Below are 24862 nucleotides of genomic sequence, written 5' to 3'. Positions count from 1 at the left end.
CTTGCGCCGCCATGCGGAAACTCACTGGCCGAAGTGCCAGTCGACGATCGCCCGCATATGCGGCATCAGCCCGTCGGGCAGGTCGTCGGGGCCGCGGATGATTACCGGCCCCTCGATCTCCGGCTCGGCCTCGGAAGCGACGAAGGCCGAAATCCGCGCGGCGATGGCGTCGGCGCTTTCGGCCAGATGGTAGCGGCGGAAGATCACCGTCGTCGCATTCTGCGAATAGAGGTGATAGGTCTCGTCGACGGGCGAAGCGGCGATGTCGAGCCCGGTCTCCTCCAACACCTCGCGTGCCATGTTGGCATCTATATCGACAAGGCCGTCGCGGAAATCGACCGGCTCGAACGAGCCGGCGGCGAAATAGACCTTCCCGGCATTGGCCGTGTGCGCGCCCATGCGGATGGCCACCAGCGCGCCGTCGCCCGACACCAGCGCGGCATGCGCGAAGGCGTGCTCGGCGCCCGGCGGGCGACTGTGCCGCCAGTGCAGGAGCGTCGCATAGCGCACCGCATGGCAGCGGCCGGCGAGCCTGCCGCGATCGTAGGCGATGTGCGAAAGCAGCACGACCCGGCCGTCGAACAGCGCGGGATTCGCTGCGACCTCGCGCTGCCAGCTGGCCTCGATCGCCGCGGCGTGCTCGACCTCGAACGGATGCGGGCCCGGTTCCAGCCTCACCTCGACCGCCGAGACCGGCGCCACCTGGTTGCGGGGAAACGCCAACATGCTGCCTCCGGTCAGTCGTCCGCCGTTTCCGCCTCGCGGATGCGCTGCATGACCGGCTGGTAGAGATGGCTCAGGCTGCGCGCGGCGGTCGCCGTGATGTGATCGGAATCGGTATAGAGAGGCACGCCGTCCCGTTCGGCATGGCAGCGGCCGTCGCTGCAGAAGGCCGGCAGCGGATCGACGGCCGTGGCGCTGTACTTGGCGGCAAAATCTTGCAGCATCTTTCGGGCGAGCGCCTGCCTCTTCTCGGTGTAAGCCCAGGACGGCGCGATGTCGGTCGAGCCGCCGGTGATGGCCGCGCGGGCCAGGGCTTCCGGCACGAAGTAGCCCATCTCCGGCACGTCCATGACCAGCACCACCTTCGTGCCGCGCTCCGTCAGGCGCGCCAGGACCCGGTCCATCGCCTCGGCGATCGGGGCGGAACGGTCCTCCACCGGCGGCGGCACCGATGGATCGAAATAGACCCCTTGGTTCGGCAGTTCGGCGCCATGCACGTATTTCGGCCAGTAGGCGACCATGATGACTTCCGGAATGCGCATGCTCTCGATCAGATCAAGCACGGCCTGATTGTAGTCGCGGCAGCGTTCGATATCCCGCACCTTGGACAGCCGCACGTCCGGAAGCGGTGGGCAGCCGCCGGTTCCGACAAAGAGCCCGCCGACGCCAGCCTGGACCGCCGACGCGTCGATAGCAGGCGCCATGGCCGCGGAATGCGAATCGCCCCAGACCAGGAAGCGCGGGTTGGGCCCCGGCAAGCCCACCCGGCAGAGTTTTCCGGCGCGAATATCCTCCAGGGACAGGCCGTCTCCGTCCGACTCAAGGAAGCATTCGGCCGAGGAAAAGCGACCGTTGTCGTGCACCGCGCTGTAGACCTTGGCCGCCGCGGGCGGCAACCGGCCGGGTAGTCCGTCGCCGGCGACGACTACATAGGCGAACACGGCCGACGCCGCCATCACGGCCGTCGCGCCAGCGAACAGCGGCCGGCGCGCGACGCGGCTGGCGCTACCCCGGAAGGGGCGCTCGACGAAGCGCCACGAGACGACCGCCGCGGCCAGCGAGGCCGCGACGATCAGGCCACTGCGGGCCAGCGACGGATCGGGACCGAAGAGATAGTTGGTGAAGACGACGATCGGCCAGTGCCAGAGATAGAGCGAGTAGGAGATCAGGCCGACGAAGACCAGCGGCCGCGCCGCCAGCAACAGGCCGGCCGGGCCGCCGGACGCGCGGGCATGGATGACCAGCGCCGCTCCGACGCAGGGAACCAGCGCCGAGAGACCTGGAAAGACAGTGTCCTCGCTGAAGGTGAAGACGGCCAAACCGATCAGGGCGACACCGATCGCGGCCATCAGCTGGCGCGCCATCGCTCCACCGGGCCGCGGCACGGCGTTGAAGGCCAGCAGCGCGCCGAGCAGCAGCTCCCAAGCCCGAAATTGCGCCAGGTAGAACGCCGCCTCGGGATCGTCGTGCACCATCCAGGCGCTGGCGATGAGCGAGGCGAGCAGCAATGCCAGCAGGATCGGGACGACCCGTCGCGGCACGAAGCGGGCGATCGCCATCAGCACCAGCGGGAAGACGATGTAGAACTGCTCCTCGACCGCGAGCGACCAGGTGTGGAGCAGCGGCTTCATCTCCGAGGCGATGTCGAAATAGCCCATCTCCCGCTCGAACCGGATGTTCGACACGAACAGCGCGGCGCCTCTCACGCTGCGTGCGAACAGGCTGAACTCGTCCGGCATGAAGAAGAGCCAGGCCATGACGGCACAGGCCGCGATCATGGCGAAGAGGGCCGGGAAGATGCGCCGGATGCGGCGCTCGTAGAACCGCACGAGGCTGAACTCGCCGCGGTCGATCTCGCCGGCGATCAGCACGGCCATGAGGTAGCCGGAGATGACGAAGAAGACGTCGACGCCGACGAAGCCGCCGGAAAAGCCGGCGACGCCCGCATGGAAGAACACCACCGGCAGGACGGCGAGCGCCCGCAGCCCGTCGATGTCGGCCCGGTAGTCGAGCCGCTCGAGCGTTCCGAGACGACCCGGCGACGGCGCGCCTTCTCTCATCGAAGGCCGCCGGCGATCGTCGGCGGCATTGCGGCGCGCCGGGTCCGGAGGTCTTTGGCGGCCATGGTGGGTATCGGTGTCGACCAAGGCGTCACGCAATGTCGAGGGTTATGGCGACCGGGCAGTGATCCGACGCCTTCGGCCGGTCCCAGCCGACGCGCGGGAAGCGCTCGACCTCCTGGCCCGGCGGGAAGATGGTGCGCCAGGGCTGTCCGTTGCGGACGATGTCGGGCACGGCGGTGGCGTTGCGCTCGGCCAGCGCCGGCGACAGCAGCAGGTAGTCGAGCTGGCACAGATGCCGCTCCTGCGGCCCGCGCGTGTGATAGAGCGTCCAGCGCTCCATCTCCGGCAGGCGTTCGACGACATTGTGGGCAAAACCGTCGGCGAGCAGGTGGTCGAGCGCCGATGCCTGCTCGTCGACCACGGTGAAGGCATAGCTTGGCTGCCCGTCGCCCTCGATGACGACGCGCTGGCGGTAGTCGTTGAGGTCGCCGCAGATCACCCAGCGTTTTGCGCGCGCGTGATCGATGCCAAAGCGGCTTTCGATGACGTGGCGCACAGCCTTCGCCTCGGCGATGCGCACCGGCATGGTGGCGTCGCGGCCCGGCACGCCGTCGCGCGGCCCGCCCATCGACTTGAAGTGCACGGCATAGATGGTGAGCGGCTGCCCGCCGATCCTGACGTCGATTTCCAGGCAGTCGCGGCGGAACACCCGTTCCTGCGGCTCGATGCCGAGCGCCGCCAGCTCCGGCGTGTGCAGGCCGAGCTCGCCGTAGCTGAGCGGCGCATGGCTGTTCATGCGCACGAACTCGATCGGCTGGCCGTCGCGCGTCTGCTCGCGCATCATGACAGCCACGTCGATGCCGCGCGTATCGTTGCCGGCGGTGGTGAACTTCTGCCGATAGCCCTGCCCCACCATCTTGAACAGGTAGCCGTATTCGAAGGCCTTCAGCGCCTCGATGTTGTCGACCTCCTGCAGGCACAATATGTCGGCGCGGGCGGCTGCGATGGCGAGCGCCGTGAGCTGTCGGGTATCGTCGGTATGGGCGATGGTGCGCGCCTGCTCCAGCAGCCGGAACTCCGCCTCGTCGCGGATGTGGAACAACGCCAGGGTGCGGTCCTGGTGCAGTTGGTTGCGATAGCCGGAGAAGTCGAACCTGTTCATCAGGTTCTCGACGTTGAACGTGGCGAGGCGCAGCGACATGCAGCGCTTCATGCCTTCTGGCGCGGGCGAAGACAAGCCCGTGGCGTGGCTCCCGCGGGCTGCGCCGGAACAAAACCATTCATCCGCCGTTCATCGTGGTGGTCCTACGATGCTTCTCTCTCGGCATCCGCGGGCGGCGGGTTTGGTTCTGGAGACCTGAAAATGATCACCGCATTCTCGAGTTTCGCGCGCGCGGGCGTGATAGCGCTCGGCGTGCTGACCGGCCTCGCGGGGAGCGCTCAGTCGGCGCCGCTCCCGATCGCCAAACCGCAGGCGCCGGCGGCCGGCTCAGCCGTTCCTGTCGTACCGGTCGTCGAGGGCGAGTTCCGCGGCGGGACAAATCCGGTCTGGCGGCAGCGGCGCGGCGGCGGCGAATGGCGTGGCGGCGGCCGGCAGTGGCGTGGAGACCGCGAATGGCGCGGCGATCGTCGCCATTGGCGCGGCGAGCGCCGCCACTGGCGGGGCGACCGCGAATGGCGCCGCGACCGCTACTGGCGGCGGCATGCCCGCCGGCATTGGGACGACGGCTGGCGCTACCGCCGCTATCGCGACCGCTACGACTCCGGCATCTATCTCAGCCTAGGCGTGCCGATCTACGGCGGCTACGATCCCTACTATGTCGCGCCGCGCCGTGTTTACCGCGCGCCCGTCGCCGGCAATGCGCATGTGCGCTGGTGCTACTCGCGCTATCGCAGCTACCGCGCCTGGGACAACACCTTCCAGCCCTATAACGGGCCGCGGCGGCAGTGTTATTCGCCTTATAGCTGACGGCTGATCGCCATCTCGGCCGCTGAGCCGGCGCAGCCCCCCGCTGCGCCGGCTCTCGTGCCGCCGCCGGCGCCCCCCGCGGGGCCGGCCGAAACGGCACGGAACGTCGCCCGCAGGCGTTACCCGAAGGACACGCCGAGCGCCGTCCGGCTGCGCCAGCGCACCACTGCGCCGCGCGGCGTTTCCTCGCTGGTGATCAGAAGGTCGAAGCGCTGCGGAATGGCCGAGCTATCCCCGAAAGTGAGACGCGCTCCGGTCGCGGACAGGTTGCGCACCACGCATTCGGCGCTGCCATAGCCGCTGTTGAAGGAGAGCCTGCCGCCCTTGAGCACACGGCGGCGCTCCGCCTGCCTGCGCTCGGCGAAGACCACGCCGTCGATGCCGATGGATTTTTCGGTGATCGGTGTCATGTGCGGACCTCCTCGCTCATGCGAGAAGTGCTGCAAGAAGCGGACCAAGCGCAAGTGTGCCGCGATGGGACAGGCGGACACAAAAGCGTGTCCGCAGCGATACTTCCGGCAACGACTTCAGAAGGCGCGGATGGATCCGACCACGTCGACGACGACGTCGAGCCCGTCGAAGGTCGCCGGCAGCCCCGAAGCCTGCCCTTCGCGGGATACGGAGATGTTCAGCGCCAGATCGTCCTTGCCCGGATTGAGACAGATGCCTATCCCGAGCAGCCCTTCCCTGTCGCCAAAACGCTCCTCGAAGGCTTTTTGGATTTCCCTGGCCTCGTCCATCGAGTGTTTCATGCCGGCCCCACACAGCTTTCGTGACGGCCCGCCTTGCCCTAGACGAGCGTCACGCCCAATTGCTCCGTCACCGACAATATAGGGTTTGCCCCCGTGAATCCAACGTTTCCGGCGCCGCCCGAGGCGGAGCCGGCAAACAGCAGGCCGAGGGGACGGCCGTTCTCGTCGACGATCAGCGAGCCGCTGTCGCCCGGCCGGCTGAACGGCTGCGGCGCCATGTCTGTCTCGATGACGATCTGGCCGTCGAAGCGCGCCAGCCCCACCCCGACGTCGACGAGGTAGTTGTTGACGTTGACGGCGCGCACTTTTCCGCGCGTTTGACGTGTCGTCCGGCCGGTCTTGAACACGCTCATGCCCGGCAGGGCTTCGGCCAGTTCGCCGGGCTGCAAGGTGATCGCCGGCTCGGGAACCTCCTCGCTGTCGTAGAGGGTTTCGCGGTCCTCGGCCCGGCCATGCTCGGTGAGCGCGGCGACCGCCGCGTCGACACGGTTGGGGAAACCGCCGAACTGGATCGGCACGAAGCGGATGAGCTCGGCGATGACGTCCTTTTCGGCATTGCCCTCGTCGCGCGCGCCCGGCTGCATCACCGCCGTGCCGACCGGCACCGCATTGACGTCGGCCAGCACATGGTTGTTGGACAGGATCGTCATCCTGCCGCTCAGATTGTCCCGGCAGAAGCAGCCGAGCGTGCCGGCATAGGGCACCGTGACCGGCGAGATGCTGCAGCCCAGCCGGATCGGGTCGTTGCGCGCGGTGGTCCACAGCGGCCGCTGCCGGCCGATGTAGAGAACCTCGGCCTCGCCCCTGGCCAGGCCGACGATGTCCTCGACCACCGCGCTCTGCATCTTGCCGCGGCTCTGCACCAGCACCGCCAGCCTGGCATCGCCGGCGCCCGTCCCTTCGGTCACGCCGAGCGCGATGTCGTTGGCGCGTCGGCGCGGGGGCCGGCGCGGCCGCGCCGACTTGGTCTCCAGCAGCATCGGGTCGAGGAAAAGGCCGGGCGGCAAAAACGCGCCCATGCCTGCCGCCGCGGGCAGCTCGATGAAGTTGAATATCTGGGAAAAGATTCGCGCCTGCAGCTCGAGCGCCGATTCGATTTGCATCAAACCCTCCGAACGCGCCCTGCCCTGCGAATCGCAGTCTAGCAAAAAACAAGGGCCGCGGAGCGGTCGGCGGCCCTTGTTTACATCTTGTCCTGACAGGTTCGGTTATTTGCTCGTCCACCGGTCTGTTTTTTTGGCGATCACCACGCTCGCCCGCAGGGCGAAGCCCGAGGACGCGCGAGGAGGGATCGTGGATCTGCCGCGATAGTAGCTTCAATCCCCTTGCGTGCTCGCCCCAACACCAAGCACATATAGGAAGCGTTCAACTTCGTTCGGGGGCACGCTTTGGCAACGGCGAACAATCTGGATGCAGAACTTTGCAAGCAGGCGTTCTACGACAGCACTGAAGCAACTGCGCGCCTAGCGGCGTTTTGTACCGCCAGGTATTCGGAAGTGATTGGTCATGGATACTATGAGACGAGAGCCACTGAGCTAGCGATCCGCGACACAATATTGCTTTGCATATCTCTTAGGCGCCTAGCTGAACTAACCAAAACTCAGAAAAAGCTAAAAGCAGAAGAGCTAAGATCCTTCATAGCTAAACGTGACGAGACGGGACTTTATTTCGAGGATTCTGATTACAGATATAATCTTTGGGAGATAATAGGAAACATAGTTCATGCAAAAAATATGATTATTATAAACGACGACATAACTTTTAAGCAACGCTTTGGGCATGCAGAAAAAGATATTGAAGTACTTTTCAGACTTATACACCAAAGAAAACACGTAGAATCAGTTTTTCTAATCGAATCTGATCGAGGCGATATAAAATTCTTCCGTGGAATTAACCTTATAAAATCTGTTGTAGACTATCTTGATAAGGCTGAGGACACACTATCGGACAATGGAATATATGTCGGACATTTGAACGCCTGAGCAGCGCCTACGGCGCCGCTCAGGTCGAAGCGGATCGCCTCAGTTCTTCGCCTTGTCGACCAGCTTGTTCTTGGCGATCCACGGCATCATGCCGCGCAGCTTGGCGCCGACCTCCTCGATCTGATGCGAGTCGTTCATGCGGCGGATGCCCTTGAAGCGCGACAGACCGGCCCGGTACTCCTGCATCCACTCGCTGGTGAATTTTCCGGTCTGGATGTCGTTGAGCACCCGCTTCATCTCGGCCTTGGTCTCGGCGGTGATGATGCGCGGGCCGGAGACGTATTCGCCCCACTCGGCGGTGTTGGAGATCGAGTAGTTCATGTTGGCGATGCCGCCCTCATAGATCAGGTCGACGATCAGCTTCACCTCGTGCAGGCACTCGAAATAGGCCATTTCCGGCGCGTAGCCGGCTTCCACCAGCGTCTCGAAGCCGGCGCGGATGAGCTCGACCAGGCCGCCGCACAGCACCACCTGCTCGCCGAACAGGTCGGTCTCGCACTCTTCCTTGAAGTTGGTCTCGATGATGCCGGAGCGGCCGCCGCCGACGCCGCAGGCATAGCTGAGGCCGAGATCGAGCGCGTTGCCCGAAGCGTCCTGGTGCACCGCGACCAGGCAGGGCACGCCGCCGCCCTTCTGGTATTCGCCGCGCACCGTGTGGCCGGGGCCCTTCGGCGCAACCATCAGCACGTCGACGGTCTTCTTCGGCTCGATCAGCCCGAAATGCACGTTGAGGCCGTGGGCGAAGGCGATCGCCGCGCCGTCGCGGATGTTCGGCGCGATCTCGTCGCGATAGATGTCGGCCTGCAGCTCGTCGGGCGTGGCCATCATCATCAAATCGGCCCATTTCGCGACGTCGGCGACGCTCATCACCTTCAGCCCGTCGGCCTCGACCTTCTTGGCGGTCTGGGAACCGGCCTTCAGGCCGATGGCGATCTCCTTGACGCCGGAATCCTTGAGGTTGAGCGCATGGGCGCGGCCCTGGGAGCCGTAGCCGATGATGGCGACCTTCTTGCCCTTGATCAGGTTCAGATCGGCGTCGCGATCGTAATAGACACGCATTGAGACATTCCCTTCCTGGTTGATGGTGTCAGATAAAACGGGCCTTCGGGCGCTCGGCACCGAAAAGCGCGAGGAACTGCGCCGTCGCCTGGCTTGCATCGCGCGAAATCTCGGCGGCCGTCAGCTTCAGACCGTCGCCCAGCAGCAGGCGGATCTGCACGTCGCGGCCGACCAGCCCGAAGAAGCTGCGGAACGCCGCTTCGCTGTCGTCGAAGGCAAGCAGCCCGGCGGCGCGGCCGGCCTCCAGCAGCGGCTTCAGCCGCTCGCCGATGGCGAAGCGGCCGTTGTCGAGCACGATGTGGCCGAGGTTGCTCTTGCCGGACGCCGCATGGCTGACGGCGACACGGTTGAGCGCGATCGACGTGCTCGACGAGATCACCTTCAGCCAGTTCGCGGCGAAATTCTCCAGGCTCTCGCGCAGCGCCGCGGCGTCGAGCCGCTGGCTGTCATAGTTGCCGGCGCGCACCTTCGACGCCTGCCAGCGCACCGTCGCCGTCAGCAGGCCGTCGCGGTCGCCGAACCATTTGTAAAGCGTCTCTTTCGAGCAGGCGGCGCGGCGTGCCACAGAGGTCATGCTGAAGTCGCCGCCCTGCTCGACCATCAGCGCCAGCACGGCATCCAGCACGGCCTGCTGACGGTCCGTCAGCATCCCGTTCTCAACGCCTTCGCTGTGCGATGCGGACTGCAACACCGATCTTCCCGCTTGCCCGGCCCGCTCGCGGACCGTACCGTACGTTACGGTTCGGCCTTATGCGCCGGCCGACCGGCAAATGCAAGTGCTATCGCGGCAATAGACGAGGCGGATGGAGCCTATCGCGGCGCGGCCGCGACCTTGGCAAGGTTTTCGACGCCGAGCGAGGTCGCCGCTGAGCTGCCTTCGGCAGGGCGCTGCGGCAGCGGCTGGATGGTTGTCTTTCGCGCCCGCCCGGCCAGGGCGGCGATGTCCGACACCGGCAGCGGCCGGCCGAACAGGAAGCCTTGCGCCTCGGCGCAGCCCGCGTCCCGCAGGAAGCCGAGATTCTCCTCGGTCTCGACGCCCTCCGCCAGCACCGGTATTTCCAGATTGTCGGCCAGCAGGATCGTCGCCTTGACGATCGCCGCCGATGCCCTGTTGGTCGTCACCCGCTCGACGAAGGAGCGGTCGATCTTGATCCGGTCGAAGGGGAAGATCTGCAGCGTCGACAGCGACGAATAGCCGGTCCCGTAGTCGTCCATGGCGATGGTGACGCCCAACGCCTTGAGCTGGCGCACCACGCGCAAGGTTCCGTTGACGTCGTCGATGATCGTCGCCTCGGTGATCTCCAGCTCCAGCCGCGACGGCGCAAGCCCGGTCTCAAGCAGGATTTCGTGGACGAGGCCAGGCAGACCGGACTGGGTCAACTGCGCCGACGAGATGTTGATCGCCAGCTTGTAGGGCTTGCGCCAGCACGCGGCTTCGGCGCAGGCGGTGCGCAGTACCCACTCGCCGATCGGCAGGATCAGGCCGGTCTCCTCGGCGATGGGGATGAACTCCGACGGCCCGACCAGCCCGCGCTGCGGGTGCTGCCAGCGCAGCAAAGCCTCGAAGCCGGTGATCTCGCCGCTCCTGACGTCGATCTGCGGCTGGTAGTGGAGCAGCAGTTCGTTGCGGCCGACCGCGCCACAGAGATCCATCGCCAGCACGCTCCTGGTGCGCCTGCCTTCGTCCATGGACTGGTCGTAGAAGCAGATCTTGTGGCCGACCTGCTTCTTGGCGCGATACATGGCGAGATCGGCGACGCCGATCAGCTCGTCCGCCGTATCGGCATCGGTCGGATAGAGGCTGATGCCGAGGCTGACGCCCACCGACAAGGTGCGGTCGCGATAGGCGACGGGCCGCGAAATGCAGGCGACCAGCCTCTGGGCGAAGCCGAGCACGTCGTTCTCGCCGGCGATGTCCTGCTTGACCGCGATGAATTCGTCGCCCCCTACCCTGGCGACGAACTCGCCCGGCAGGGTGACTTCCTTGAGCCGCGTGGTCAGGGATTGCAGCAGCGCGTCGCCCGCCGTATGGCCGTGGACGTCGTTGACGTCCTTGAAGCGGTCGAGATCGAGGACGATGATGGCGACCTTGCGGCCCGACCTGGTGCCGGCCTCCAGCATCGCCGGCAGGCGCGACGACAGGTAGGCGCGGTTCGGCATGCCGGTAAGCGGATCGTGCAGCGCCGCATGGCGGAAGCTGTCCAGCATCTCGCGCTGCGAGCGCGCGTCGAGCACGTAGAGCGCCAGCCCGGTGACGATCGACATGACGGCGAGCACCGACAGGGCCATCAGTTCGCGCGAGAAGACCCCCGTCGCCATCCCTTCCGATGCATCGGGAACGAAGATGGCGGCACCCATCGCGGTGAAGTGCATCGAGCAGATCGCCAGCACCAGGGCACCAGCGCCGAGCAGCTTGCCGGGCGCGCCGGCGGCCCTGCCCGCGCGGTTGGTGGCGAGCGCCCCGAAGACGACGCCGAGCACCACCGCGGCGGCAACCAGCGTCCAGTCCCATTCGATCCGGCCGGCGACGTCGAGGCCGTTCATGCCGGTGAAATGCATGACCGAGATGCCCAGGCCGAGCAGTGCGCCGCCCGCCTCGATCTGCCATCCCTTCGCGGAAAGGGTCGCCACATGCAGGCCGGCCGCCACGAACACCACGGCGAAGCCGAACGAGACCAGCGTCAGTACCGGCTCGTAGGCGAATTCGGCCGGCGGGCGGAAGCCAAGCATGGCGACGAAGTGGGTGGTCCAGATGGCGGCGCCGCCGGCCACGCCCGACAGCACGACCCAGATCGCACGATTTGCCGAGGAGAGACGCTTGGCCCGGTCGAACAGGCGCATCGTCATGACGGAGCCGGCTATGCAGATGACGGCGGCGACCAGGACGAAGGACAGGTCGTGCTCATAGGCCAGGCAGCTCACAACACGAAGCATTCCCTGTATCCCCGGGACAGTTGCGCGTCGTAATTGCTGGCATAAGAAAAAAGAAAAAACAAACTGCTAAATGCGGCACCGACGCCCGCAAAAGTCGATCACGATTTGCGGGAAGCGCTCACAATCGCGCCGATTTCCGCGAAAAGTCGATGGTTTCGTCTCGAGAACCCCGGCATTGAGCGGGGTTCTCGACGATTTTTCCGCCGCCTCGCGGGTGCTGAGGCCGTCTATTTCTTGCCGTTGCCCGCCAGCGCCGCGCTCACGCCGAGGCCGATGAACAGCACGCCGCTGACGTAACGTTCGAATTTGAGATAGCCGCGGCTGCGCTTCAGCCAGCCGCCCGCCGTGCCGGCGGCGAGCGCGTAGCAACCGTCGGTGAGGAAGCCGAGCCCGGTGAAGATCAGGCCGAGGATGGTGATCTGCATCGCCAGGTGGCCGCGGCTGACGTCGACGAACTGCGGCAGGAAGGCGAGGAAGAAAAGCGCGGTCTTCGGATTGAGCAGGTTGACCACGAAGCCGTCGCGGAACAGCCGCCAATGGCCGTAGCGCTTCATCTGGCCCTCGATGTCGAGCGGTTCGGCGGGGCCGAATATCTTCTTCAACCCGAGCCAGATCAGATAAGCGGCGCCGGCATATTTGACGACGCTGAAGGCGACCGCCGACGAGGCGAGCAGCGCCGACAGGCCGAGCGCCGCGGCAAAGACATGCACCAGGGTCGCCGAGTGGATGCCGAGATCGGAGACGAAGCCGGCGAACCGCCCCTGCTCCACCGAGCGGGCCACGATGTAGAGAACAGCCGGGCCGGGCACGAGCAGCAGGATCAGCGCCGCCCCGGTGAACAGCGTGATGTTGGCAAGGCCCGGCGTGACGATTTCCATTGATGTGCTCCTCGTGCGAGCGTCGAGCCAGCCAGATCGGACGCCCGGCTGTCAATGGGCATGGCTGCAATTCGATAAGGACACGGCCTATCGGTCGAGCCGCACCGTCTCGGCGAGGAAGTCGAGGAAGGCGCGCACGCGCGCCGGCAGGTGCCCGCCCTGCCCCACGAAGATCGCATGCACCGGGTCGGTATCGCCCGGATTGAAATCCTCCAGCACCGGCACCAGGCGTCCCGCCTCGACGTCGCGGCGGATGTGAAAGACGCCGAGCCGGGCCATGCCCAGCCCGGCGATCGCCAGATGCCGCATCGCCTCGCCGTCGCTGACCAGCGCATTGCCCAGCGGCGGCACGTTGACTGTCCCGCCGCCGCCGTCGGCGAACGGCCATCCCTCGATCAGCCTGACGAAACAGAAGCCGAGGCGGTTGTGGCCGGCGAGATCGGCGGGCGACTTCGGCATGCCGTGCCGTTCCAGATAGGCCGGCGAGGCCACCACCATGCTGCGCGTCTCGCCGAGCTTTCGGGCAAGCAGCCGCGATTCGCGCGAGGGCCCGACCCGCATGGCGACGTCGGCGCGCTCCTCGAGCAGGTCGACGACGGTATCGGTGAGCACGATATCGACGGTGACGTCGGGATGCCGGGCGATGAAGGCCGGAACCAGCGGAAGCAGGTAGTGCAGCCCGAAGGCCACGTTGCAGTTGACCCGCAGCCGGCCGCGCGGCGCGGTACCGGCGGCGGCCTCGCGCTCGGCCGTGTCCATGTCGCCGAGGATGCGCAACGCCCGGTCGTGGAAGGCAGCGCCTTCCGGCGTGAGCTGCAGTTTTCGCGTCGACCGGTTGATCAGCCTCACGCCGAGCCGCCGCTCCAGCCGCGCCACCAGCTTGCTGACGGCAGACGGCGTCATGCGGAAGTCGCGCGCCGCCGCCGTGAAGCCGCCGAGTTCGACGACCCGCGAGAAAACCTCCATTTCGCCGGAGCGATTGACGTCGAGCCTGCCCATGATGACTTCATCTCACAAGTCATGTTCCTTCCGGCAGGCTAGTTCACCAAAGCGGGCATGTCCATCTTCAGGGCCTCCCAAGCTCTTGACTGGAAATGTCCAATGCCCCTCGCCCTCTATGCCCTGACGGCCGGTGCCTTCGGCATCGGCGTCACCGAATTCGTCATCATGGGCCTGCTGCTCGAAGTCGGCGCCGATCTCGGCGTGTCGATCTCGGCGGCGGGCATGCTGATCTCCGGCTACGCCCTCGGCGTCGTCGTCGGCGCGCCGCTGCTCGGCGCCCTTGCCGGCCGCTGGTCGAAGAAGACGCTGCTGCTCGGCCTGATTGTGGTCTTCACCCTCGGCAACCTCGCCTGCGCGCTGGCGCCCGACTACTGGACGCTGATGGCGGCGCGCGTGCTCACCGCCTTCGCCCACGCCTCCTTCTTCGGCGTCGGCTCGGTGGTCGCCACCGGCCTCGTAGCGCCGAACCGCAAGGCGTCGGCCATCGCCATCATGTTCACCGGCCTCACCGTCGCCAATATCCTCGGCGTGCCCTTCGGCACCTGGCTCGGCCAGGCCTATGGCTGGCGCGCCACCTTCTGGGCGGTGACCTTGGTCGGCGTCGCGGCGCTGGCGATCATCGCGCTGCTGGTGCCGCGCGACGAACCGACGGGGGAAACCGAGGAGAGCGGCAGCGCGCTGGCCGTGCTGACCCGCCGCCCGGTGCTGCTCGGCCTGCTCACCACGGTGCTCTCCTGGGTCGGCGTGTTCGCCGCCTTCACCTATATCGCGCCGATCCTGACCGAGGTCACCGGCTTTTCGGCGGCCGCGGTGTCGCCCATCCTGCTGGTCTTCGGCGCCGGCCTGGTCGCCGGCAACCTCGCCGGCGGCCGGCTGGCCGACCGCTGGCTGGTGCCCACTCTGCTCGGCAGCCTGGCCCTGCTGTCCCTCACGCTGCTAGCCATGACCGCCGCCATCCACCAGCCCATCGCCGCGGTCGTCGCCGTCGGCCTGTTCGGCGCCGCCGCCTTCGCCACGGTGCCGCCGCTGCAGATGTGGCTGCTGGAGAAGGCCGACGGCGCCGGCCAGGGGCTGGCGTCGAGCTTCAACATCGCCGCCTTCAATCTCGGCAACGCCATCGGCGCCTGGCTCGGCGGCGCCGTCATCGATCACGGGCCCGGCCTGCCGGCCATCACCCTGGTCGCCGGCATGGTGCCGATCGCCGCCCTCGGCGTGGCGCTCCTCGCCGTCCGCCTGGATAGACGCAGCGCCAGCATTGCCGGCCCCCGGCCCTGTCCCGCCCCCGCGGAATGAGCTGCACGACAATCCCGTTTCAGGAGACACGATCATGGAATACCGCAATCTCGGTGCGTCCGGCCTCAGAGTGCCGGTCCTCGGCTTCGGAGCCGGCACGTTCGGCGGCTCCGGCCCGCTGTTCAGCCATTGGGGCACAACCGACGTGGAAGAGGCCCGCCGCCTCGTCGACATCTGCCTGGAAGCCGGAGTCAACCTGTTCGACACGGCCGACATCTATTCGAACGGCGGTTCGGAGGAAGTGCTCGGCGCGGCGATCAAGGGCCGGCGCGACGCGGTGCTGATCTCCACCAAGGCGAGCCTGCCGACCGGTGACGGGCCGAACGACCGGGGCTCCTCCCGCTCCCGGCTGATCCGCTCGGTGGAGGCGGCGCTGAAACGGCTGGGCACCGACCACATCGACATTTTCCAGCTGCATGCCTTCGACGCCTCGACGCCGGTCGAGGAGGTCGTCTCGACGCTCGACCGGCTCGTGGCTGACGGCAAGCTCCGCTACATCGGCGTCTCCAATTTCTCCGGCTGGCAGATCATGAAGTCGCTCGCCGTCGCCGAAAGACACGGCTGGGCGCGCTATGTCGCCAACCAGGTCTATTATTCGCTGGTCGGCCGCGACTACGAATGGGATCTGATGCCGCTCGGAGCCGACCAGGGGCTCGGCGCGCTGGTCTGGAGCCCGCTCGGCTGGGGACGCCTGACCGGCAGGATCAGCCGCGGCAAGCCGCTTCCTGCGGGCAGCCGCCTGCATGAGACGGCAAGCTTCGGCCCGCCGGTGGAGGACGAACTGCTCTACCGGGTGGTCGATGCCTTGCAGGAGGTCGCGGCCGAAACCGGCAGAAGCGTGCCGCAGGTCGCGATCAACTGGCTGACCCGGCGGCCGACCGTCTCCTCCGTCATCATCGGCGCCCGCAACGAAGAGCAGCTTCGCGACAATCTCGGCGCGGTCGGCTGGTCGCTGGCGGCTGAGCAGGTCGAAAAGCTCGATGCGGCGAGCGCGGTGACTGCGCCCTATCCGCATTTCCCTTATCGGCGGCAGGAAGGTTTTGCCCGCCTGAACCCGCCTATCGTGGGGTGAAACCGGCGGGCGTGGATTTTGCCTCGCCGTTTCTGGTGGTCGCTGCGCTCGCCTCACTCTCCCCACTGGGGGCCGGTCGATACCCGCCTGTTGCTTTCTTCTACTCCGCCGGAGCGCTTCGCCACCGGCACGGCATGGATCCTAGGGTCTCCGCGACGGCCTTCGGCCTGCTCCGCCCTAGGATGACGAATGCGAAGGGGTTTACCGCTAATCGCCAACGTTCCCGATTGGCGTAGACGGCTCTCCTCTTCGTCATCCTAGGGCGTAGCAGGAGCGAAGCGAACTGCGGAGACCCTAGGATCCATGCCGTACCGGGAGCGAAGCGCTCCGGCGGAGCAGACGGAAGGGCTTATCGCTTCCGTTCCTGATCTCGTCAGCTCGACCTACCCGGCATACCCGCCGAACCCTAGATCGCCACCTGCGTGCCGATCTCCACCACCCTGCCGGTCGGTATCTGGAAATACTCGGTGGCGTCGGCCGCCGTGCGGGCGAGCCCGATGAACAGCTTGTCCTGCCAGACCGGCATGCCGGAATTGGGAGACGGCCTGAGCGAGCGCCGCGACAGGAAGAACGACGTCGTCATGATGTCGAATTTCCAGCCCTGCTTGCGGCAGATCGCCAGCGCCTTGGGGATGTTCGGCCGCTCCATGTAGCCGAAGGTGAGCGTGATCCGCATGAACAGCTCGTTGACCGGCTCCATCTTCACCCGGTCGTCATCGGACACGAAAGGCTGCGGCGCCGTCACCACGGTCAGAATGACGTTCTGCTGGTGCAGCACCTTGTAGTGCTTCAGGCTGTGCATCATCGCCGTCGGCGCGCTCTGCGGATCGCTGGTCAGGAAGACAGCGGTGCCGGGCACGAGCTGCGGCGGCTTCTTGGCCATGCTGCCGGCCAGGAAATCGAGCGGAATCTCGTTCTTGCGCGTCTTGTCGAAGAGCTGCCGCGAGCCGCGCACCCAGGTGACCATGATCAGCACTACCGACAGCGCCACCACGAGCGAGGCCCAGCCGCCGTCGAACACCTTGACGATGTTGGAGACGAAGAAGCCGACGTCGATGACGGCGAAGACGAGGGTGAGCGCCAGCGCCCACGCCAGCGGCCATTTCCAGATGCGCGTCATCACCACATAGAGCAGGATCGTCGTCATCAGCATGTTGCCGGTGACGGAGATGCCGTAGGCGGCGGCGAGGTCGCTCGATTCGCCGAAGCCGACCACCAGCATCATCACCGCCAGCGCCAGCAGCAGATTGACGCGCGGCAGGTAGATCTGGCCGGACTGCGTCTTCGACGTGTGCTGGATCTGGAAGCGCGGCAGCAGGTTGAGCTGCACCGCCTGCCGCGTCAGCGAGAAGGCGCCGGAGATCACCGCCTGGCTGGCGATGACGGTCGCCGCCGTCGCCAGCACCACCATCGGCACCAGCATCCACCCCTGGTTCATCTCAAAGAAGGGATGGCCGATGGCGCCGTCATGCGACAGAACGAAGGCGCCCTGTCCGAAGTAATTGAGCAGCAGGCAGGGAAAGACGATGGACAGCCAGGCAAGCACGATCGGCCGCCGTCCGAAATGGCCGAGATCGGCATAAAGCGCCTCCGCGCCGGTGACGGCGAGGAAGATGGCACCGACCGTGACGAAGGCGACGTCCGGCGAATTGAAGAGGAAGGCGATCCCCTCCAGCGGATTGAGCGCGTAGAGGATCTCCGGGTCGTCGAGGATGTGCGTCAGCCCGGAATAGCCTATGGCGAGGAACCACAGCGCGGTGATCGGACCGAACACGGTCGCCACCTTGCCCGTGCCGAAGCGCTGCACCGAGAAGACGATGGCGAGGATCACCAGCGTGAGCGGCACCACGAACGGCTCGAAGGCCGGCGTGACCACCTTGAGGCCTTCGACCGCCGACAGCACCGAGATCGCCGGGGTGATCACGGCGTCGCCATAGAACAGGCCCGCGCCGAGGATGCCGATCAGCAGGATGGCGCCGGAACGGTTGGAGAAGCTGGCGCGCGCCAGCGCCATCAGCGACAGCGTGCCGCCCTCGCCGCGATTGTCGGCGCGCAGCACGAAGCCGACATATTTGACCGTGACGATGATGGTGAGCCCCCAGACGATCAGCGACAGCACGCCGAGCACCGCCTCGCGCGCCGCCACGCCGTCGCCGGCCGCCGCCACCAGCGCCTCGCGGAAGGCATAGATCGGGCTGGTGCCGATGTCGCCATAGACGACGCCGAGGGCGCCGAGCATCAGGATCCGCATGTCCTGCGAATGCTCCTGGTGGTCGCCGGCAACCGAAGCCGGCTGCTCGTCTTCCGCTGAGCCCTCGATGGCCATCTGTGTCGGCGCCTCCGGCAAACGGGCGCTCCTCTACGCTTGCTGCGCTGCAATAGCAACAGCGGCCTCCCGACCCGAGACTATAGGCCTATGCCGGCGGCTACCAGCCGCAAGCCGCGAGGAAGCGGCGCACCGTTGCGGCCATGCCGTGCTCCAGCGCCTCGGCTGTGAGCGCGTGGCCGATCGACACCTCCGCCAGCCTCGGGATGCGCCGCGCCAGCGCCGGCAGATTGTCCACCGTCAGGTCATGGCCGGCATTGACGTCGAGCCCGGCGGCCAGTGCGACGTCCGCGGTTTTTCCGAGCTTTTCCAGCTCATTGGCGGCTTTTGCTGAATCGGAATGGCAACTGCCGTACGGCCCGGTATAAAGCTCGATGCGGTCGGCGCCGAGCGCGCGGGCGATCTCCACCCCGTCCGGCGAGGGATCGGCGAAAAGCGACACCCGAAATCCCCTGCGCTTCAGCCTCTGCACGACCGGCCGCAGGAATTCCGCCTGGGCGCGAAAATTCCAGCCGTGGTCGGAGGTCGCCTGCGACGGATCGTCGGGCACCAGCGTCACCTGCTCCGGCGCGGTCTTCTCGACCAGGGCAAGGAATGCCTCGTCCGGATAACCTTCTATGTTGAACTCCGCCCGCGGAAAGGCGTCGTCGATCAATGCGCGCAGCTCGGGCAGATCGGAGAAGCGGACATGCCGCTGGTCGGGCCTCGGATGCACCGTCAGCCCGTGCGCGCCGGCGGAAAGCGCTATGCGCCCCAGCTCCGTGACGCTCGGCCAGGGCAGGTCGCGCCGGTTGCGCAGCATCGCCACCGCATTGAGGTTCACGGACAGTTTGGCGGGCATGAGTCTTCGCCTCCCGAGGGTTGTCAGCCTTCCCTACAGGCTGAAAGAGGGGAACGGAAAGCGGATTATTGTGTTGCAGACAATCGGATGCCTGCATGGAGAAATGGATGAGTTCGCTCGAGTCGGTCCCGGCCGTGCGCCGCATCGATACCGATCGCCGCAGCCTGCACGCCTTCGACGTCGTCGGCCATGTATCGGCCGCCGACATCGAGAACCTCTACGGCCTGCTGGAGGCCGCCTATGTCCTCGACCCGGAGATCGACGTGCTGCTGCGCGTCGTCGACAACGAGGGCGTGGACTGGCAGGAGGTCGCGCCCGACACGATCCGCGAGGGCAAGGCGCATGCGCGCGAGCATGTGCGGCGCTGCGCCGTGGTCGGCGACCGGCTGGCGCTCGCCGCGACGCGCGGCCTCTTCCTCGACGCCGCGCCGGTGGATTTCCGGCAGTTTTCGCCGGAGGACGAGGAAGCTGCGTGGGCCTGGATGGACGAGGAGGGATAGCCTGTGAGCGCGGCCCTCACCGCACCACCGTCAGCCGCTCCGCGGCCCGCGTGATCGCCGTATAGAGCCAGCGGTCGCGCGTGTCCTTGAAAGCGAAGCTTTCGTCGAACAGCACCACATCGTTCCACTGCGAGCCTTGCGCCTTGTGCACGGTCAGCGCATAGCCGTAGTCGAAATCGTCGAAGCGTTTCTTCTGCTGCCAGGGGATTTCGGCGTCCGGATCCTCGAACGCCGCCTTCAGCAGCTTGATCTTGGCGACGCCGCGGTCCGGATCGTCCTCCTCCGGCGAGACCAGCAGGTTGATGCCCGGCTTCACGGTTTCGCGCGCCGACGTCATGACCTTCCACAGCGAGCCGTTGAGCAGGCCCTTGGAAGGGTCGTTGCGCAGGCACACCAGCTTGTCGCCCGCCTGCGGGTAGTCGGCGGAAAAACCCTTCAGCTCGCGCAGCCGCTTGTTGTAGCGTTTTCGCGTGCGATTGGTGCCGACCAGCACCTGGTCGGCCTTCAGCACCAGATCCTGCGTGACCTCCTCGCGGCCGATCACCTGGGCGGTGCCGTAGTCGCCCTTCATGAACTCCCTGCCCTCGCGCACGTCGAGCGCCAGCCGGATGATCGGATTGTCGCGCGCCTGCCGGTGGATCTCGGTGAGCAGGAAATCCGGATCGTGCTCGGTGAAGAAGCCGCCGCCGGAGATCGGCGGCAACTGGCCGGGATCGCCGAGCACCAGGATCGGGGTGCCGAAGCTCAGCAGGTCGCGGCCAAGCGCCTCGTCGACCATCGAGCACTCGTCGACGACGACGAGCTTGGCCTTGGCGATCGGGCTCTGGCGGTTGAGCGAGAAGGTCGGCGACATCGAGGTTTTTCCCGTCGCCTCGTCGGCCACCGCCTCCTCGCCGCGCGGCCGGTAGATCAGCGAATGGATGGTGCGGGCGTTGGCGGCGCCCTTCGAGCGCAGCACCTGCGCGGCCTTGCCGGTGAAGGCGGCGAACTGCACCTGGCCGTCGACATGCTCGGCGAAATAGCGGGCGAGCGTCGTCTTGCCGGTGCCGGCATAACCGAACAGGCGGAAGATCTGCGGCCGGCCGGTCTTCAGCCAGGCCGCCACCACCTTCAGCGCGTCGTCTTGTTGCGGCGAGAATTCCATCGGCTTGAAAGACAGGATTCTCGCCCCGAGAGCAAGCTCCGGATCGGTTCCGCCCTCGAGCGACGCCGCCGAAATCATGAAATGGCGCGGGTGTGCCTGGCGGCGGGGTGAAGCCGCTTACGCCGCCTGCGGCTCGGCCATTTCCTCCCGCGGCCCGGTCGGCCGGATCAGCAGCGACAGCGCGGCGGCGCCGATCGCCGTCAGGCCGGCGATCTGGAAGGCGAGGTCGTAGTCGCCCTGCAGCTCGCGCATGTAACCGCCGAAGAAGGCGGCGGCGGCCGCGCCCACCTGATGCCCGGCGACGATCCAGCCGAACACCAGCGGGCCGCTGCGGTCGCCGAACGCCTCGTTGGACAGCCTCAGCGTCGGCGGCACGGTGGCGATCCAGTCGAGCCCGTAAAACACCGCGAAGACCGCGAGCGCCCACGGCGAGAAGCCGGACAGCGGCAGGTAGATCAGCGCCAGGCCGCGCACCGCGTAATAGACGCCGAGCAGTTTCCGCGGGTCGAAACGGTCGGTCAGCCAGCCGGAGAAGGTCGTGCCGATCAGGTCGAAAACGCCCATCACGGCGAGCAGCCCCGCCGCCTGCACTTCCGGGATGCCCATGTCGCCGCAGAAGGCGATGAGATGCGTGCCGACCAGCCCGTTGGTGGTGAAGCCGCAGATGAAGAAGGTGGCGAACAGATACCAGAACACCCGCGTCCCCGCCGCCTTGCGCAGCGTCGACAGCGTGTGCGTCAGGAAGTTTCCCGAGACGGCGGCAGCCTCCGGCTCGGGGCCGTCGGCGCCGTAGCGGGTCAGCCCGATCGAGGACGGCCGTTCCGGCACCAGCAGCCAGACCAGCGGCACGAGTGCCGCGGTGGCGACGGAGACCGCGATCGCAACCGGCTGCCAGCCGCCCCATTGCGACAGCGCGGCGAGCAGCGGCAGGAAAACGAGCAGGCCGGTCGCCGCGCTCGCCGACATCAGCCCCATCATCAGCCCGCGATTGGTCTTGAACCAGCGGTTGACGATTGTTGCGCCGAGCACGGTCGCGACCGCGCCGGAGCCGACGCCGGACAGCACGCCCCAGGTCGCCACCAGTTGCCAGGGTTTTGTCATCAGCAGGCTGAGCGCCGTCGAGGCGGACATGATCAAAAGCGCCGCCAGCAGCGTGCGCCGCAGCCCGATGCGCTCCATCAGCGCCGCCGCGAACGGCCCGGCGAGGCCATAGATGAAGATACCAACGGCGGCGGCCAGCGAGATGACGTCGCGCCGCCAGCCGAAGGCGTCCTCCAGCGGCACCATCATCACCGACATCGACGAGCGCAGGCCGGCCGCGATCAGCAGGCACAGGAAGATGACGCCGACCACCACGAAAGCGTAGCGCTGGCCGAACGGACGCGAATTTGCTATTGTCATGTGACTCACCGGTACGTATCTTGTCGTCAGATACGTACCGTTCAGTAACATTGTCAAGCGACCGCACCGATGAGCGACGAAAAAATCCTGAACCCGACCTCGGCACCCTACGGCAACCGCCAGGGCCCGCGTGCCGCCGAGCGCATTCTGGACACGGCGCGCCGGCTCTTCTACCTGGAAGGCATCCGCGCCATCGGCGTCGACGAGATCGTCAAGCAGGCCGGCGTCACCAAACCCAGCCTCTACCGGGCTTTCGAGTCGAAAGACGAGCTTGCGGCGTCCTATCTGCGGGTCTACGAAACGGAGTTCTGGAAGCGTTTCGATGAAGCGGTCGACGCCCATCCCGGCGATCCGCGCCGGCAGATCCTCGCCTTCCTGTCGCGCGTCGGCGAACGCGCGGTGATGCAGAATTACCGCGGCTGCGGCATGACCAATGCGGCGGTCGAATATCCGGAGGCCGGCCATCCGGCGCGCGCGGTCGGTGAGGCCAACAAGCGCGAGCTGCGCCGCCGCCTGCGGCAGATGGCGAAAGACATGGGTGCCGCCGATCCCGACGCGCTGGGCGACGGCCTGCTGCTGCTGATCGAGGGTGCCTACATCAGCGGCCAGTTGTTCGGGCCGGGTGGCCCGGCGGCCGCTGTCGCCAGGAACGCCGAGCTGTTGATCGATGCGAGCCTCGAGCGGGATTAGGCGACGAACCGCACGTCGTCACCGGCGGGCGATCACCCTGACCTCGACCAGCGTCCCGTCGCTGATGAACTCGCTCACGCCGATTGCCGACCAGGCCGGATAGGGTGCTGACACGTATTCGTCCTTCACCTTCACGAAGGCCGGCAGATGTTTCTTCAGCTCGATGTGATAGCTGGTCATCTCGACGACATCGGCGAAGCTCAGCCCGGCTGCGGCGAGATTCGCTTTCAGGAACTCGAACACGTCGCGGAACTGTTCTTCCGGGTCCGAGGCCACGGTATCGTCCGGCCGCCAGCCGGTCTGCCCGGACAGGAAGACGAAATCGCCGGTGTCCAGCACGGGCGACAAGTGCCACGCCTCGGGATAGTGCGCGAATTCCGGCGCGGCGACCGTGCGTTTCATGGCAGCTCCGCGCCGTGTGCGGGATCATTCTCCAAAAGGATCGGCTTGCCGTGCGGCGTCGCATGCGCCGCGCGCTGCCAGGCCGCCGCCAGCGCATCGACGGCGGCGGGCGCCGCCACGCCCTTCTTCGCCAGCAGCTTCTCCAGCGCCGCAAGCCAATGCTCGTAGTAGTCGTGGCCGTCCGTCGCCGCATCGACACGATGCACCTCGGCCGACAGCGCCTCCGCCCACTCGCTCCATGAGAACAAGCCGCTTTCGTGCAACGCGACGACCATCGCAAAAACTTCCGCCTGCCAGGGCTCGGCGAAGACCGGCTCGTCCACTCCCGGCGGCAACGGCGCTCCGGCGGCTTCACGCCGGCTCAAGATAGCTCTCCCAGGCGTCGATGGAGACCGTAAGGGTCGCGTCGGCGCCCTCGCCCCAGATCTCGCCGGCGTCGAAGACCACCGTGTAGACATGCTGCGGCTGCTCGCCCCCGCCATGCGCATTGGTGTCGGGAAAGACAAAACCCGCGCGCACCGCCTCCACCACGCCGAGCCTGCCCCGCGCATAACGCGGCAGTCGGGTATGGCCGGCCGGATGAAAATTCTTCGTCCGCACCTTGTCGCCCGCCCTGAAGCGCGGCGCGGCGTCCACCGGCCGGTCGCACGGTCCGCCCTTGGCCAGCACCGCCGCGACGTTTTCCGCCTTCAGCACGCGCTTCGGCGTCGCCGCCGGCGACAGCACCTCGCCGCGCCCCAGTTCCTCGTCGGTCAGGAACTCGTGCCGCACCAGCAGCCGCTCCAGCGCCTTGATCCAGATTTCGTAATAGCTGGACGCATAATAATCCGCCGGATGCAGGGACTCGCGCATGTGGCGGCTTTCGTCGATCGTCCAGGCGCCCATCGCGCCGGCGCACAGCGTCACGCCCAGCGCCCGCTTCTCCCATTCCGCGTGGAAATACGGCTCGTCCTGTTCCGGCGCGACGGGCCCGAACCCCATCTGCCCGCCGAGGTCCTGCGGCCCGTTCATGGCGCGGGCTCCAGCGCCAGCCCGGTGCCGATCATCGAATCGCGCGTCACCAGGCCGGCCAGCCGTTCCTCGTCCCAGCCCTCGCTGCCGGCCGGCCGCATCGGCACGACGAGATAGCGCAGCTCGGCCGTCGAGTCCCAGACGCGGATTTTCCTGTCGCCCGGCAGGGTCAGGCCGAACTCCTCCAGCACGCCGCGCGGATCGATGACGGCGCGGCTGCGATAGGGTGGGGCCTTGTACCAGACGGGCGGTAGCCCGAGCACCGACCACGGATAGCAGGAGCACAGCGTGCAGACGACGAGGTTGTGGGTGTCCCGGCTGTTGAATACCGCCTGCATGTGTTCGCCCTGGCGGCCGGTATAACCGAGCGAGGCGATCGCTCCGGTGGCGTCCCGCTTCAGCCAGTCGGCATAGGCCGGATCAGTCCATGCCTTCGCCACCACGCGCGCGCCGTTGCGGGGTCCGACCCTGGTCTCGTAGGTCTCGACGATGGCGTCGATCGCCCGGGGATCGACCAGCCCCTTGCGGACGAGGATGGTCTCCAGCGCCCGCACCCGCGCGGCCATCCGGTCGAGGTCGTTGTCGTGGTCATGGTCGTGGGACATCGGCGAAGTCTAGAACCGCGTCGGTGTGCAGACAAGCCGCACATGGTGCCGGGAATTGCGCCACCGGGCGGGCTCAGCCCGTAACACCCAGGGCAACGAGTCCAGGTTAACGGGCAGGGCTTAGGATTCGCGCGAGTTCGTTTGTATCCCATCCGGCGAGCTTTCGCGTGGTTTTGATGGAGTGCTTGCCCTTTGCAAGACGGACGGCGTTGAGG

General features: G+C 66.7%; 25 protein-coding genes. 6 read left to right on the top strand and 19 right to left on the bottom strand.

The annotated features are described in order from the left end of the window. Window positions 1-21 precede the first annotated feature (21 nt). The 3 genes from C7I84_RS22275 to C7I84_RS22265 all read right to left on the bottom strand — a co-directional run bounded on the left by C7I84_RS22275 (window position 22) and on the right by C7I84_RS22265 (window position 3987). Window positions 22-726, bottom strand: a complete 705-nt coding sequence (locus C7I84_RS22275) for a hypothetical protein (RefSeq protein ID WP_425351379.1) — start codon at window positions 724-726, stop codon at window positions 22-24. 11 nt (window positions 727-737) lie between these two features. Further along, complete coding sequence (locus tag C7I84_RS22270; protein ID WP_106774422.1) at window positions 738-2783, bottom strand: acyltransferase family protein; 2046 nt, start codon at window positions 2781-2783, stop codon at window positions 738-740. A 91-nt stretch (window positions 2784-2874) separates the two neighbouring features. Then, window positions 2875-3987, bottom strand: a complete 1113-nt coding sequence (locus C7I84_RS22265) for an endonuclease/exonuclease/phosphatase family protein (RefSeq protein WP_106774477.1) — start codon at window positions 3985-3987, stop codon at window positions 2875-2877. A 162-nt stretch (window positions 3988-4149) separates the two neighbouring features. Here C7I84_RS22265 and C7I84_RS22260 point away from each other — a divergent pair, with 162 nt between their 5' ends. Further along, window positions 4150-4755: a BA14K family protein gene (locus tag C7I84_RS22260; protein ID WP_106774421.1), complete on the top strand. Its 606-nt coding sequence runs from the start codon at window positions 4150-4152 to the stop codon at window positions 4753-4755. A 119-nt stretch (window positions 4756-4874) separates the two neighbouring features. Here C7I84_RS22260 and C7I84_RS22255 read toward each other — a convergent pair whose 3' ends face one another. From C7I84_RS22255 to C7I84_RS22245, 3 genes are all read right to left on the bottom strand, one after another. Further along, window positions 4875-5165: a PilZ domain-containing protein gene (locus C7I84_RS22255; RefSeq protein ID WP_106774420.1), complete on the bottom strand. Its 291-nt coding sequence runs from the start codon at window positions 5163-5165 to the stop codon at window positions 4875-4877. A gap of 117 nt (window positions 5166-5282) precedes the next feature. Further along, window positions 5283-5507, bottom strand: a complete 225-nt coding sequence (locus tag C7I84_RS29555) for a hypothetical protein (RefSeq protein WP_133170138.1) — start codon at window positions 5505-5507, stop codon at window positions 5283-5285. A 38-nt stretch (window positions 5508-5545) separates the two neighbouring features. Further along, window positions 5546-6610, bottom strand: a complete 1065-nt coding sequence (locus C7I84_RS22245; RefSeq protein WP_106774418.1) for a chymotrypsin family serine protease — start codon at window positions 6608-6610, stop codon at window positions 5546-5548. A gap of 285 nt (window positions 6611-6895) precedes the next feature. Between C7I84_RS22245 and C7I84_RS29785 the strand changes: the two genes are divergently transcribed. Then, window positions 6896-7489, top strand: a complete 594-nt coding sequence (locus C7I84_RS29785; RefSeq protein ID WP_133170137.1) for a hypothetical protein — start codon at window positions 6896-6898, stop codon at window positions 7487-7489. A 39-nt stretch (window positions 7490-7528) separates the two neighbouring features. On the opposite strand, the gene ilvC is transcribed toward C7I84_RS29785, so the two are convergent. The 5 genes from ilvC to C7I84_RS22220 all read right to left on the bottom strand — a co-directional run bounded on the left by ilvC (window position 7529) and on the right by C7I84_RS22220 (window position 13359). Then, complete coding sequence (ilvC, locus tag C7I84_RS22240) at window positions 7529-8548, bottom strand: ketol-acid reductoisomerase (RefSeq protein ID WP_106774417.1); 1020 nt, start codon at window positions 8546-8548, stop codon at window positions 7529-7531. 28 nt (window positions 8549-8576) lie between these two features. Continuing rightward, a complete protein-coding gene (locus C7I84_RS22235) occupies window positions 8577-9197 on the bottom strand; it encodes a TetR/AcrR family transcriptional regulator C-terminal domain-containing protein (RefSeq protein ID WP_106774416.1) in 621 nt (206 codons plus the stop codon). A gap of 161 nt (window positions 9198-9358) precedes the next feature. After that, window positions 9359-11482, bottom strand: a complete 2124-nt coding sequence (locus C7I84_RS22230; RefSeq protein ID WP_106774415.1) for a putative bifunctional diguanylate cyclase/phosphodiesterase — start codon at window positions 11480-11482, stop codon at window positions 9359-9361. 227 nt (window positions 11483-11709) lie between these two features. Continuing rightward, window positions 11710-12360 (bottom strand): LysE family translocator, encoded by a 651-nt coding sequence (locus tag C7I84_RS22225; RefSeq protein WP_106774414.1) that lies wholly within the window; start codon window positions 12358-12360, stop codon window positions 11710-11712. A gap of 87 nt (window positions 12361-12447) precedes the next feature. Next, a complete protein-coding gene (locus tag C7I84_RS22220; RefSeq protein WP_106774413.1) occupies window positions 12448-13359 on the bottom strand; it encodes a LysR family transcriptional regulator in 912 nt (303 codons plus the stop codon). Window positions 13360-13461: 102 nt separating this feature from the next. Here C7I84_RS22220 and C7I84_RS22215 point away from each other — a divergent pair, with 102 nt between their 5' ends. Together C7I84_RS22215 and C7I84_RS22210 are read left to right on the top strand one after the other, a co-directional pair. Further along, window positions 13462-14655, top strand: a complete 1194-nt coding sequence (locus C7I84_RS22215) for an MFS transporter (RefSeq protein ID WP_106774412.1) — start codon at window positions 13462-13464, stop codon at window positions 14653-14655. Window positions 14656-14689: 34 nt separating this feature from the next. Next, complete coding sequence (locus C7I84_RS22210; protein ID WP_106774411.1) at window positions 14690-15727, top strand: aldo/keto reductase; 1038 nt, start codon at window positions 14690-14692, stop codon at window positions 15725-15727. Between the two features lie 406 nt (window positions 15728-16133). Here C7I84_RS22210 and C7I84_RS22205 read toward each other — a convergent pair whose 3' ends face one another. Next, window positions 16134-18053, bottom strand: coding sequence for a potassium transporter Kup (locus tag C7I84_RS22205; RefSeq protein WP_106774410.1), 1920 nt, complete (start codon window positions 18051-18053; stop codon window positions 16134-16136). A 100-nt stretch (window positions 18054-18153) separates the two neighbouring features. Further along, window positions 18154-18894 carry a pyridoxine 5'-phosphate synthase gene (locus tag C7I84_RS22200; RefSeq protein ID WP_106774409.1) on the bottom strand — a complete coding sequence of 247 codons (741 nt, stop codon included), beginning with the start codon at window positions 18892-18894 and terminating at the stop codon, window positions 18154-18156. Between the two features lie 107 nt (window positions 18895-19001). On the opposite strand from C7I84_RS22200, the gene C7I84_RS22195 reads away from it, so the two are divergent. After that, window positions 19002-19394: a SpoIIAA family protein gene (locus C7I84_RS22195; RefSeq protein ID WP_106774408.1), complete on the top strand. Its 393-nt coding sequence runs from the start codon at window positions 19002-19004 to the stop codon at window positions 19392-19394. A 16-nt stretch (window positions 19395-19410) separates the two neighbouring features. Here C7I84_RS22195 and C7I84_RS22190 read toward each other — a convergent pair whose 3' ends face one another. Further along, entirely contained in the window at window positions 19411-20538 is a 1128-nt protein-coding gene (locus C7I84_RS22190) for an ATP-dependent DNA helicase (protein ID WP_106774476.1), read from the bottom strand. Between the two features lie 117 nt (window positions 20539-20655). After that, entirely contained in the window at window positions 20656-21939 is a 1284-nt protein-coding gene (locus C7I84_RS22185) for an MFS transporter (RefSeq protein WP_165816175.1), read from the bottom strand. 69 nt (window positions 21940-22008) lie between these two features. Between C7I84_RS22185 and C7I84_RS22180 the strand changes: the two genes are divergently transcribed. After that, window positions 22009-22629, top strand: coding sequence for a TetR/AcrR family transcriptional regulator (locus C7I84_RS22180; RefSeq protein WP_106774406.1), 621 nt, complete (start codon window positions 22009-22011; stop codon window positions 22627-22629). An 18-nt stretch (window positions 22630-22647) separates the two neighbouring features. Here C7I84_RS22180 and C7I84_RS22175 read toward each other — a convergent pair whose 3' ends face one another. From C7I84_RS22175 to nthA, 4 genes are read right to left on the bottom strand one after another with little or no spacing between them, the layout of a single operon-like run. Then, window positions 22648-23031 (bottom strand): RidA family protein, encoded by a 384-nt coding sequence (locus tag C7I84_RS22175; protein WP_106774405.1) that lies wholly within the window; start codon window positions 23029-23031, stop codon window positions 22648-22650. Further along, window positions 23028-23396 carry a nitrile hydratase accessory protein gene (locus C7I84_RS22170; RefSeq protein ID WP_106774404.1) on the bottom strand — a complete coding sequence of 123 codons (369 nt, stop codon included), beginning with the start codon at window positions 23394-23396 and terminating at the stop codon, window positions 23028-23030. Before C7I84_RS22170 ends, C7I84_RS22175 begins: the two co-directional genes overlap by 4 nt. After that, window positions 23383-24042 carry a nitrile hydratase subunit beta gene (gene nthB / locus C7I84_RS22165; RefSeq protein ID WP_106774403.1) on the bottom strand — a complete coding sequence of 220 codons (660 nt, stop codon included), beginning with the start codon at window positions 24040-24042 and terminating at the stop codon, window positions 23383-23385. The genes C7I84_RS22170 and nthB overlap by 14 nt, the downstream gene beginning before the upstream one ends. Beyond that, window positions 24039-24647, bottom strand: a complete 609-nt coding sequence (gene nthA, locus C7I84_RS22160; protein WP_106774402.1) for a nitrile hydratase subunit alpha — start codon at window positions 24645-24647, stop codon at window positions 24039-24041. Before nthA ends, nthB begins: the two co-directional genes overlap by 4 nt. Between the last annotated feature and the right edge of the window lie 215 nt (window positions 24648-24862).

The organism is Kumtagia ephedrae (assembly GCF_003012745.1).
Lineage (GTDB): Bacteria > Pseudomonadota > Alphaproteobacteria > Rhizobiales > Rhizobiaceae > Kumtagia > Kumtagia ephedrae.
The sequence above is the reverse complement of the archived record's forward strand: the minus strand, read 5'-3'. Positions and strand labels throughout refer to the sequence as shown.

Bases quoted from the DNA above. Each gene is read 5' to 3' on its own strand.
- C7I84_RS22275 (WP_425351379.1), bottom strand. From the start codon at position 726: ATGTTGGCGTTTCCCCGCAACCAGGTGGCGCCGGTCTCGGCGGTCGAG.
- C7I84_RS22270 (WP_106774422.1), bottom strand. From the start codon at position 2,783: ATGAGAGAAGGCGCGCCGTCGCCGGGTCGTCTCGGAACGCTCGAGCGG.
- C7I84_RS22265 (WP_106774477.1), bottom strand. From the start codon at position 3,987: ATGTCGCTGCGCCTCGCCACGTTCAACGTCGAGAACCTGATGAACAGG.
- C7I84_RS22260 (WP_106774421.1), top strand. From the start codon at position 4,150: ATGATCACCGCATTCTCGAGTTTCGCGCGCGCGGGCGTGATAGCGCTC.
- C7I84_RS22255 (WP_106774420.1), bottom strand. From the start codon at position 5,165: ATGACACCGATCACCGAAAAATCCATCGGCATCGACGGCGTGGTCTTC.
- C7I84_RS29555 (WP_133170138.1), bottom strand. From the start codon at position 5,507: ATGAAACACTCGATGGACGAGGCCAGGGAAATCCAAAAAGCCTTCGAG.
- C7I84_RS22245 (WP_106774418.1), bottom strand. From the start codon at position 6,610: ATGCAAATCGAATCGGCGCTCGAGCTGCAGGCGCGAATCTTTTCCCAG.
- ilvC (WP_106774417.1), bottom strand. From the start codon at position 8,548: ATGCGTGTCTATTACGATCGCGACGCCGATCTGAACCTGATCAAGGGC.
- C7I84_RS22235 (WP_106774416.1), bottom strand. From the start codon at position 9,197: ATGCTGACGGACCGTCAGCAGGCCGTGCTGGATGCCGTGCTGGCGCTG.
- C7I84_RS22230 (WP_106774415.1), bottom strand. From the start codon at position 11,482: ATGCTTCGTGTTGTGAGCTGCCTGGCCTATGAGCACGACCTGTCCTTC.
- C7I84_RS22225 (WP_106774414.1), bottom strand. From the start codon at position 12,360: ATGGAAATCGTCACGCCGGGCCTTGCCAACATCACGCTGTTCACCGGG.
- C7I84_RS22220 (WP_106774413.1), bottom strand. From the start codon at position 13,359: ATGGGCAGGCTCGACGTCAATCGCTCCGGCGAAATGGAGGTTTTCTCG.
- C7I84_RS22215 (WP_106774412.1), top strand. From the start codon at position 13,462: ATGCCCCTCGCCCTCTATGCCCTGACGGCCGGTGCCTTCGGCATCGGC.
- C7I84_RS22210 (WP_106774411.1), top strand. From the start codon at position 14,690: ATGGAATACCGCAATCTCGGTGCGTCCGGCCTCAGAGTGCCGGTCCTC.
- C7I84_RS22205 (WP_106774410.1), bottom strand. From the start codon at position 18,053: ATGGCCATCGAGGGCTCAGCGGAAGACGAGCAGCCGGCTTCGGTTGCC.
- C7I84_RS22200 (WP_106774409.1), bottom strand. From the start codon at position 18,894: ATGCCCGCCAAACTGTCCGTGAACCTCAATGCGGTGGCGATGCTGCGC.
- C7I84_RS22195 (WP_106774408.1), top strand. From the start codon at position 19,002: ATGAGTTCGCTCGAGTCGGTCCCGGCCGTGCGCCGCATCGATACCGAT.
- C7I84_RS22190 (WP_106774476.1), bottom strand. From the start codon at position 20,538: ATGGAATTCTCGCCGCAACAAGACGACGCGCTGAAGGTGGTGGCGGCC.
- C7I84_RS22185 (WP_165816175.1), bottom strand. From the start codon at position 21,939: ATGACAATAGCAAATTCGCGTCCGTTCGGCCAGCGCTACGCTTTCGTG.
- C7I84_RS22180 (WP_106774406.1), top strand. From the start codon at position 22,009: ATGAGCGACGAAAAAATCCTGAACCCGACCTCGGCACCCTACGGCAAC.
- C7I84_RS22175 (WP_106774405.1), bottom strand. From the start codon at position 23,031: ATGAAACGCACGGTCGCCGCGCCGGAATTCGCGCACTATCCCGAGGCG.
- nthB (WP_106774403.1), bottom strand. From the start codon at position 24,042: ATGAACGGGCCGCAGGACCTCGGCGGGCAGATGGGGTTCGGGCCCGTC.
- nthA (WP_106774402.1), bottom strand. From the start codon at position 24,647: ATGTCCCACGACCATGACCACGACAACGACCTCGACCGGATGGCCGCG.